We start from the raw sequence: 9,796 nt of genomic DNA on the forward strand, positions 1-9,796 counted from the left end.
CTGGTCGGTGCTAGCAAGGGATACGAGATACACGGCACCCGCCATGGCTGTATAGCCAGGTGCGTGCCCCCGACAATCCGTCTGAACTGACTTGTTCTCAAGGAGCGCAAGCATTGATCGCATGATGGCTAACAGGTTGGACCGGGGCGAGGAAAACCCGATAGGGAATGTGAGCAGCAACGCTCGATGATCAGATGAGGACCTCGCCAGCGAATTCCATATGGGCCAGCAGGCTGAGCGGCCTGCACAAAAGGGCCGGACATAAGCGTGCTGCCTTCACCTGTCGACCACCATGTCAATCGGCTTGCAATCCGGGAGGCGTCCACATAAGCGTTTCCCTAGGGCGCTCCCCGAGGCCTTTCGCGGATCGTTGAGCGCGTCGTTCAATGTGAGCGCGCCCGGCAGCAGCTGGTCGACGATGTAGGCGCCGAAATAGAAACGCGTTTCAACAGCAGGGCTGAAGCGATAGCCGAAATTTGCGTTCAGTTGCTCGTATTGACCGCGTTCGTGCGCACGGTAGCCCTCGGAGTGGGCAACGCTGAGATTGGCCAGAAAGTCGAAAGCACCGATCTGACGCGACACCTGGCCGTCTGCCCGTACCGTACCAAAGCTGCCGCCATCGACCCGCACCATATTGGATGATTCGGCGGTCAGCGCGGTCGGCGTGGTGAAGTTGATGGCGCCTCCCAGCGTGGTGCCGCCATAGGCCAGCCCGTTGCCGCCCTTGTAGATCTCCGCCGCCGATAGCGCGAGGGGGTCGATCTGGTAAAAATCACCGCTGCCATCGGCGAAGTTGGTGGGCACGCCGTCCTGCAGGATTTCGATGCCGCGCGTGTGGAAGCCCCGCGCGATGCCGGAGCCGCGCACCGAGAGCCTCAGTTCCTGGCCATAGCGTTCCTGGACGTAGACACCTGGAGCGTCCTTGAGCACATCCCTCAAGTCGCTGGCGTAGGTATTCGAGTAAGAGGCGGCATCGACGAATCCGACCGAACCGGCGGATTGGAACAGCGACTGGCGTTGCTGCGCAATACCCGGCGCTGTCAGTGAACCTGCCGCTGCCGCGGTTGCGGTCACGGTTGGCAGCGTCGGAACTGCCGCTTCCGATGCGGGCTCGCTGGACGGTTGCGCCAGTGCGGCGCCTGTGAGCGCGGCCGCCGGCAGTACAGCTACCCGGTGCCACGACCTGGCTCGTTTCATTGTTTTCCTCCCCGCGGACTGCCTGCATTCTTGGGCAAGGCTTCCGTGATTATCATGCGGCCCCGAAGAATACGGAGGGCAAGGAGCGTTCGCCATGTGACACAGCGACGCATGCCAGCAACAGAATGCCGAAGTGGCGCAAGGCACGTGGAACGCCGATTGCGGACTGATCGGCGCGCACTGGTTCCTGTTCAGGCGCGCGGCAGATGTATGCACCGATGATGTGCATCCGATAGGTACGGGGTTGCTTACAGCCGTCACCATTTCTTTGTATGAATGGCGGTCGGCTGTCCGGCTCAAAGAAAGTACTGGAAGCGGCGCCTGACAGTTGCTACTATATGCAACTTTGTTGCAACAAGAAATCTTCATGTCCAATACGCGGTCGCCGTCGATCCTGACTCAAGCGATGCTGCTGGTGGTGACCTTCGTCATGGCTGCGCCGGCTGATGCCGAGGAGGCCACGCTTCCGGAGGTTGTCGTCACAGATCCAGCGGAACGAGGCTATGCGCCGCCCTATGCCACCGGTGCGACGCGAACCGAGACGCCATTGCGCGAGGTCCCGCAGTCTGTCCGGGTGCTATCGCGCGCGCTGATCGATGACATTGCGGCGACGCGCCTGGCGGATACCTACAACTATGCGAGCGGCGTCTCGCGTCAGAACAACTTTGGCGGACTGTGGGACAACTATGCGTTGCGGGGCTTCACCGGCAACGAGAACACCGGCGCCGGCTACCTGGTCAACGGCTTTGCGGCAAACCGTGGCTATACCGCGCCACGCGATACCGCGACCGTCGAGCGCATCGAAGTCCTGAAGGGGCCGGCATCTTCGCTCTACGGGAGCAGCGATCCGGGCGGTGTTATCAACATCGTCACCAGGCAGCCGCAGTTCAAGCCCAGCCAGACCTACGAGCTGGAAGCCGGCAACCAGGACCATTACCGCGCGGCAGCCGACGTCACCGGCGCGCTGGGCGAGAACGTGGCCGGCCGCCTGATTGCCGTTGCCGAGCACGATGGCAGCACGCGGGATTTCGTCAACAGCCAGCGTTACCTGCTGGCACCGTCGGTTACGTGGGCGCTCGGTGCCGACACGTTTATCCAGTATGCGGCCGAACTGCAGCGCTATACCGTGCCACTGGACCGTGGCGTGGTGGCCGTTGACGGCCGGCTCGGCGCCGTGCAGCGTTCGCGCTTCCTGGGCGAGCCAAACGATGGCGACATTCGCCTCGACAGCCAGTCGCACCAGCTATCAGTCGAGCACCAGTTCTCGGACAACTGGAAGGGGCGCGTCGCCATGGCCTATCGGGGCGGCAGCCTGGAGGGCTATTCCACCGAAGCCAGTACGCTGCTGGCCGATGACCGAACGCTGACGCGCCAGCGCCGCTATCGCGATTACCAGTCGGACGATGTGTCGCTGCAAGCCGATGTTACCGGCAAGTTCGCCACCGGTGCCGTTAATCATGAGTTGCTGATTGGCGTCGATACCTATCGCTTCAGCACGACGCAGGTGATGCTGCGCCGCAATCCCTCCACCACTGCGCCGAACGCGATCGATATCTACCAGCCAGTCTATGGCCAGGCGCCTCCCGCACTGCTGCCGAACACCGACACCTATGAGCGCCAGACCAATGTCGGCCTCTACGCGCAGGACCAGATGCAATTGGGCGAGCGCTGGCGCCTGTTGGCCGGCACGCGCTTCGACATCTACAACCAGTCGCTCGATAACCGGCTGCGCGGCACGACGACGAGCCAGCATCAGACTGCGATGTCGCCGCGGATCGGCGTGACCTATCTGGCAAGCCAGAACCTCTCGCTGTTCGCCAACGTGAGCCGCTCGTTCCGCCCCAATGCGGGCAGCGATGCGAGCGGCAATGCCTTCGCTCCGGAGCATGGGCGTGCCGCCGAGGCAGGCGTCAAATTCGACAGCACCGACCGTCGCACCAGTGCGACGCTGGCGGTGTTTGACATCCGCAAGCGTAATGTGCTGACCACGGATCCGAACGATGCGGCATTCCAGGTGGCCGCCGGCGAGGCGCGCAGCCGTGGGGTCGAACTCGACGTGGCCGGCCAGTTGGGAACCCATTGGCGCGTGACCGGCAACTTTGCCTATACCGACGCCGAAATTACGCAGGACGCACGGCTGGCTCCCGGCACCCCGCTGGCCAACATCCCGCGCACCAGCGGCAGCGTGATGGCGATATTCGAGGACCAGGCCCCCATCGGCCAGCGCTACGGCGTGGGTGCAGGCGTGCGCTACGTCGGCAAGCGCTCTGGCGATCCGCAAGACAGCTTTTCCTTGCCCGCCTACACGCTGGCCGACCTGCTCGCCTACTGGCAGTACAGCAAGACAGTGAGGGTTACGCTCAATGTCAACAACCTGTTCGACCGGACCTATTACACCAGTTCCTACAGCAGCGTTTGGGTAGCGCCGGGTGCAGGCCGAACGGTGCGCCTCGGGCTGCGGTTGAGCTATTGAGACCTATGATCCCGATCCCCTTGTCTGCGCACTCGCCGCTGCGGCGCCACTTGCTGCGTGCCGCGGCACTGTTGCCAATGGCGTCTCCTGGCTCCAGGCGGGCGCATGGGCAGCCGTCGTCGAACCGTCTGTTGAGGATCATTGGCCCGTGGGAGCTGTCGAGTGTCGATCCGCTGCGCAACGGCTATCTGTTTGCACGGATGCAGGTGACCGAGACACTGGTCGACTATGACACGCAAGGCCAGCCACAACCGGGCCTGGCCGCCGCTTGGCAGGTATCCTGCCGACCGCCTGCTATGGCGCTTCTCACTGCAGCCGAATGCACGCTTTCATGACGGCTCGGCGGTACGACCTGCCGACGTTGTGGCCGCGCTCGAGCGCGCCCGGCACGCCGCGGGCGTACTGGCGCACGCGCCTGTCGCTGAAATCGTCGCGGAGCCCGCGACCATCAGGATCCGGCTGACGCGGCCGTTCGCGCCGCTGCTGGCGCTGCTGTCCCACAGCAGCACGCAGGTGCTCGGGCCGGCATCATTTGGTCCCGGCGGCATTGTCCGCGCCATTGTGGGCACCGGCCCGTATCGCATCGTCGAACTGGAGCCGCCTCAGCGCTTCGCCGTCTCGGCCTTTCCGGCATGGCGGGGCCAGCAGCCTGCCGTGACGCGCGCGGAGTACCTTTCGGTCGGGCGAGCGGAGATGCGCGCGCTCATGGCTGAGGGCGGCCAGGCCGAACTTGCCTATGGCCTCGACCCGGGAAGCATCGCTCGCCTGGCACGCCTTCCGGGTGTACGGATCCACGCTGTCACGGTTCCGCGCACCACATCGCTCAAGCTCAACCTTGCCCATCCGTTCCTGGCCGAGCCTGCCACGCGGCGCGCACTGTCACTGGCCCTGGACCGTCGCGGTATCGCCAGTGCGATCTTGCGCGCCCCTGAGCTGGCCGCCGGACAATTGTTCCCGCCATCGCTGCCCGGCTGGCACGACCCCGCACTCGCCCCATTGGTACACGATGGCACCGAGTCGCGTCGCCTGCTGGCCAGCACCGGCTGGCGTGCCGGCGATGACGGCATTCTGCGCCGGGGTAACGCCCGCTTCGCATTGACGCTTCGCACCTTTCCCGACCGCCCCGAACTGCCGGTCATTGCGACGGCGATCCAGGAGCAGTTGCGGCTGGTTGGCATCCAGGTCCGGGTTGCCGTGGGCAATTCCAGCGACATTCCCTTCGCGCACCGCGACGGCACGCTAGAGATCGGCTTGCTGGCGCGCAATTACGGTGTCGTGCCGGATGCATACGGAACCGTCGCCCAGGACTTCGGTGCAAATGGTGGCGACTGGGGGGCAATGGGCTGGTCTGCTGCTGGCGTCACGCAAGCGCTGGCTGCACTGGCCGCGGCCCCCGAGGCGCGGGAATCGCAGGCGATGCGCAGCCAGATCTCCGGGATCCTGCAGCAGGACCTGCCGCTGATCCCGGTGGTCTGGTATCGCCAGACACTCGCCGCCAGCCCTCGGCTGGACAACGTGTCGATCGACCCGTACGAGCGCACCTACCGCTTGACCCAGATGCAGTGGAAATCATGAACGACAGGTCCATACCGGTGGCAGCGCAAGTGTCGGGACAAGTATCGCGAGCTGGCCGAGCCACTCGTCCCTCGGGCAACATACTGGTGCACCGCGGCATCCAGGCGCTGATCGTGGCCGCGCTCGTCGGTACGCTCAGCTTCATGATGATGCGACTGCTGCCCGGTGACATGGCGTTCCGGGTCGCAGCGGGCCGCTATGGCTACGACATGGTCACGGCACAGGCAGCCGAAGCCGTACGGCTCGAACTCGGACTCGACCAGCCTTGGCATCATGCGCTGCTGGGTTGGTGGGCTCGACTCCTGCAGCTGGACCTCGGCGTGTCAGCGGTCACCGGCGCTCCGGTGATCGACGAGATCGCCCATCAGTTGGGGCACACCATCCTGCTTGCCCTCTCCGCGCTGGGCGTTTCCTGCATGATCGCGGTCCCGCTTGGCCTGATTGCAGGCATGCGCAAGGGTGGGGTCACAGATCGCGCCACTTTGGTCGCCTCGGTCCTGCTGCGCGCCATGCCGCCGTTCGTGCTCGGCATCATGCTTGTATCGCTGCTGTCAATCGACTGGAACCTGATGCCCGCGGGTGGCCATCATGAGCATGGGACGCTTATCGCGCCAGCCATCACACTGGGGCTTGCGCTCGCGGCCACGGCCATGCGCGTCGCACGCGACGCCATGGCCTCCGTTTCCGATTCGGCGTACTTCCAGTTTGCGCGGACGAAAGGCTTGAACGACCGACAGGCGCTGCTGCGGCACGGCATCCGCAATGCCGCCATTCCCCTGGTCGCTTACGTTGGCGTGCAGCTCGTCTATCTGGTGGAAGGCGTAGTCGTGATCGAGACGCTGTTCGCATGGCCCGGCATCGGTCACGCGCTGGTGCATGCCATCTTTGGCCGTGACGTGCCCATGATCCAGGGCACCGCCCTCGTCATGGGGCTGTTATTCGTGGGCCTCAACACCCTCGTGGACCTCGTCTGCGCGTGGATTGATCCGCGGCTGCGCATCGCAAGGAGGGCGTGATGGGCGCACTGACACGTCGATGCGTTGGCATAGCGTTGCTGCTGGTGCTGGCGCTGTTTGCCCTGGCGGGCCCCTGGCTGGCCCAGCGCGCGCCGTTCGAGCAAGACTTGTATGGCGTCTTGCAAGCGCCGAGCCTGCTGGAGCCGCTTGGCACCGACCATCTGGGGCGCAGCATGCTTGCCCGCCTCGCCAGTGCCAGCCGCCTCTCCCTGGGCCTGGCGCTGCTGAGCGTGCTTACGGCAGCGGTGCCTGGCACGCTGCTGGGCCTGATTGCCGCATGGCATGGCGGCTGGACCGCACGCATCATCGGCGCGATTGCCGACGCGGTGTTGGCGCTGCCCGGCCTGCTGCTGGTGCTGCTGCTCAGCGCTTTTGCCCCCGGCGCCTTCTGGCCCCTCTACGTCGGCTTGTCGCTGGTCCTCTGGGTAGAGTACTTCCGCGTGACACGTGCCACAGCCACGGTGCTGCTGGCCAGCGACCATGTGGAGGCCGCGCGCCTGCTCGGCTTCGGGCCGCGATACATCCTCGCTCGTCATGTCCTGCCTGAATTGCTGCCGCTGCTCGGGACCTTGATGAGCTTCGGTGCTGGCGCGGCCATCCTCGCGCTCGCGGCGATGGGCTTTGTCGGGCTGGGAGCCCAGCCCCCGGCGGCGGAACTCGGCCTGATGATGACTGAACTGTTGCCCTATGCCGCGGATGCACCATGGATCATGGCCAGTCCGTTCGTGGTGTTGACGCTGGCCACGCTGGCCCTGGTGTTGCTCAGCGACAGTAGCGTACGGAGCGGTGCCAGATGAGTCGCGATATGCACAAGCTGCTGGAGATTGCCGGTCTGTGCGTCCGAAGCGCGGAAGGACAACTGCTCGGCCCGGTTTCCTTCGGACTCCAGGCGGGACAGGCGTTGACCTTGCTGGGCGAAAGCGGCTCCGGCAAGAGCTTGCTGGCACAGGCGGTGATGGGAACCTTGCCTCGCGGACTGCGTGCCAGCGGACGGATTGCGCTGGCGGGAAAATCGTTCAATGCAGACGATGCCAGCGCGCGCCGGCCGATGTGGGGCCGCCAGTTGGCGCTGCTTCCGCAGGAGCCCTGGCTCGCGCTCGACCCGACCATGCGGGTCGCATCGCAGCTGGCCGAGGTTTATGGGCTCGTGCATGGGCAATCCCACATGGACGCCCGTCGCCAGGCGGTCGATGAGTTGCGCACGCTTGGCCTGGCTCATGCCGCCGACGCCTGGCCCGGCATGCTTTCAGGTGGCATGGCCCAGCGCGCAGCCTTTGCGATGACACGTGCTGGCGGGGCACCCGTGCTGATCGTCGACGAGCCCACGAAGGGACTCGACCATGTCTGCCGCGATGAAGTCGTATCTCGCCTGCAGCAAGCGCTGCAAGCAGGCTGTGCGGTGTTGACCATCACGCATGACATCGCCGTAGCGCGGGCGCTCGGCGGCGACGTTGCCGTGATGCTCGGCGGCAGGATCGTGGAAGACGGACCCGCCCATGCCGTACTGGCGACACCCCGGCACGAATACACCCGCGCGCTGATCGCCGCGGATCCCCAAGCGTGGCCCATGCGCCCACGCGGGCAAGCGGGGCGAGAGGTGATGGCTGCTGCCGGCCTGAGCAAGCGCTTCGGCTCGCGCGAACTGTTTCGAGGGCTGGATCTTGCGCTGCACGCCGGCGACCGGATCGCTGTCACCGGCCCGAGCGGCAGCGGGAAATCGACGCTTGGCAACGTGCTGCTGGGTCTGGTGGCGTCGGATGCAGGCACCGTGCTCCGGCAGTCCGATTTCGAGCCCGTCCGTTACCAGAAGATCTACCAGGATCCCACTGCGGCGTTCGCCCCCCGGCGCTCGATAGGCCATGCGCTCGATGATCTTTGTGGGCGCCATCGTCTCGAGCGCGCGAGGATTGCGCCCCTGATGAAGCAAATGCGCCTGATCCCGGCGCTCCTTGGCCGGCGCCCCGCGGAGGTGTCTGGCGGTGAGCTGCAGCGGTTCGCGCTGATGCGCGCGTTGCTGCTGGACCCGGTGTTCCTGTTCGCCGACGAGCCGACGTCACGGCTCGACCCGATTACCCAGAAGGAAGTAATGGACGTCATTGCAGATGTCACGCAGGATTGTGGGTGCGCACTCATGCTGGTCACACACGACCCACACATCGCGATCAGTGTTGCGCATCGGCAGGTCGAGATGCCCTTCTAGGGCCTCATGCCGCTCGGCAAGCGCGAGCGAGTTGCGAATATTCATATCACGCGCTTTCATTTCTTACCCCAGCGCGCGTGGGGCCTCCTGTCTGCGAACGACTGAAGTTCGACCTGTACAGGTCAGCCCGGTGGGCGAACCGGCCGAGTAAGGTCGTCCGAGACGATTAGCCGGCCAGTGCCCATGGCGCGTGGCGATGCGCTGACTCAGACACGAAATTTTAGTTACAAATCAATGATTTAGACGATATTTGGCGAAAATTTCACGAATTCCGGCCGACCCTCTTGAACTGCCGAGCGCACTCGATGGCCACGACGGCACGAACCGTGCGCGCGGCGCCAACCGGCTGATCGCAGCCGACACCGACATCGAGGCCGTCCGTCTGTGGCTGGCCGAGTACGCCGGCTCGCCGCACACGCTGCGCAGCTACCGCAGGGAAGTGGTACGGCTGCTGGTCTGGGCGACGCGGACACTGGGCAAGCCGCTGTCGAGCCTCACGCGTGAGGATTTCCTGCTCTATGAACAGTTTCTGGCGGCGCCGTCCGCAGACTGGGCCGATCCCGCCCTGCCACGGCGCGGGGGCGCGCGGCGCCTCTTCAACGGGCCGCTGTCCGAGCGCAGCCGGCGCCAGGCACTCGGCATCCTGTGCGGGCTACTCAATTACCTGGTGGCCGCCGGCTACCTCGCCGGTAACCCATTGGCGCTCAGACGCATCCATGCCTCTGGCCCGGCGCGCAGCCGCAGGGTGGAGCGCTACCTCGATCACGCGCTGTGGCAGGCCGTCCTTGATGCTGTCGAGACCTGGCCGCAGGGTACTTCACGCGAGTGCCAGCATTACGAGCGCAGCCGATGGCTGGTTCGGTTGCTGTATCACACCGCCTTGCGCGCCAGCGAAGCTGCCAACGCCAAGGCCGGGGACTTCTTTCAGCGCCGCAGCCGCTGGTGGCTGCACGTGATCGGCAAGGGCGGCACGGAGGGCGAAGTGCCGGTCGCGGATGCCCTGATGGCCGACTTCGCCCGCTACCGCACGTTCCATGGGTTGCCACCGATGCCGTTGCCAGCCGAAGACACGCCAGCCGTCATGAGCGTCGCCGGCGACGACGAGCGGCACCTGACGCCAACCGCCATCTATCTGATCGCCAAGGAAATCTTCCGCCGGACCGCCGACACGCTTGAGCCAACCGATCCGGCAGGCGCGGCCACCTTGCGCCGCGCCTCGACGCACTGGCTGCGGCACTATATAGTCCGGCCTGCAGAATGTTGAAGGGTAAGGCGCAGCAAGGCGTCGGAAGAATTGTGCTGCGTGCAGAACTCCCAGATCGAATAGGAATCTGA

At 65.1% G+C, this 9,796-nt stretch carries 6 protein-coding genes and 1 pseudogene; 6 read left to right on the forward strand and 1 reads right to left on the reverse strand.

Annotated features, from left to right (window positions below; all coding sequences use genetic code 11):
• Window positions 1–339: 339 nt before the first annotated feature.
• Window positions 340–1,197 (reverse strand): annotated as a pseudogene (locus K309_RS38300) (TonB-dependent receptor plug domain-containing protein); the annotation flags it as partial.
• 367 nt (window positions 1,198–1,564) lie between these two features.
• On the opposite strand from K309_RS38300, the gene K309_RS0132315 reads away from it, so the two are divergent.
• The 6 genes from K309_RS0132315 (at window position 1,565) to K309_RS38315 (ending at window position 9,725) form a co-directional block, all read left to right on the forward strand.
• Window positions 1,565–3,670, forward strand: a complete 2,106-nt coding sequence (locus K309_RS0132315) for a TonB-dependent siderophore receptor (protein ID WP_029050141.1) — start codon at window positions 1,565–1,567, stop codon at window positions 3,668–3,670.
• A 228-nt stretch (window positions 3,671–3,898) separates the two neighbouring features.
• Complete coding sequence (locus K309_RS38305) at window positions 3,899–5,245, forward strand: ABC transporter substrate-binding protein (RefSeq protein ID WP_232232593.1); 1,347 nt, start codon at window positions 3,899–3,901, stop codon at window positions 5,243–5,245.
• Window positions 5,242–6,261 (forward strand): ABC transporter permease, encoded by a 1,020-nt coding sequence (locus K309_RS0132325; protein WP_035878732.1) that lies wholly within the window; start codon window positions 5,242–5,244, stop codon window positions 6,259–6,261. Before K309_RS38305 ends, K309_RS0132325 begins: the two co-directional genes overlap by 4 nt.
• A 44-nt stretch (window positions 6,262–6,305) precedes the next feature.
• Entirely contained in the window at window positions 6,306–7,058 is a 753-nt protein-coding gene (locus K309_RS38310; protein ID WP_369796563.1) for an ABC transporter permease, read from the forward strand.
• 8 nt (window positions 7,059–7,066) lie between these two features.
• Window positions 7,067–8,461, forward strand: coding sequence for an ABC transporter ATP-binding protein (locus tag K309_RS0132335; protein WP_029050143.1), 1,395 nt, complete (start codon window positions 7,067–7,069; stop codon window positions 8,459–8,461).
• 250 nt (window positions 8,462–8,711) lie between these two features.
• Complete coding sequence (locus K309_RS38315; RefSeq protein ID WP_232232594.1) at window positions 8,712–9,725, forward strand: tyrosine-type recombinase/integrase; 1,014 nt, start codon at window positions 8,712–8,714, stop codon at window positions 9,723–9,725.
• Window positions 9,726–9,796: the final 71 nt, after the last annotated feature.

The sequence above is a fragment of the Cupriavidus phytohabitans genome (assembly GCF_000426345.1).
In the GTDB taxonomy this organism is placed as follows: Bacteria; Pseudomonadota; Gammaproteobacteria; order Burkholderiales; family Burkholderiaceae; genus Cupriavidus.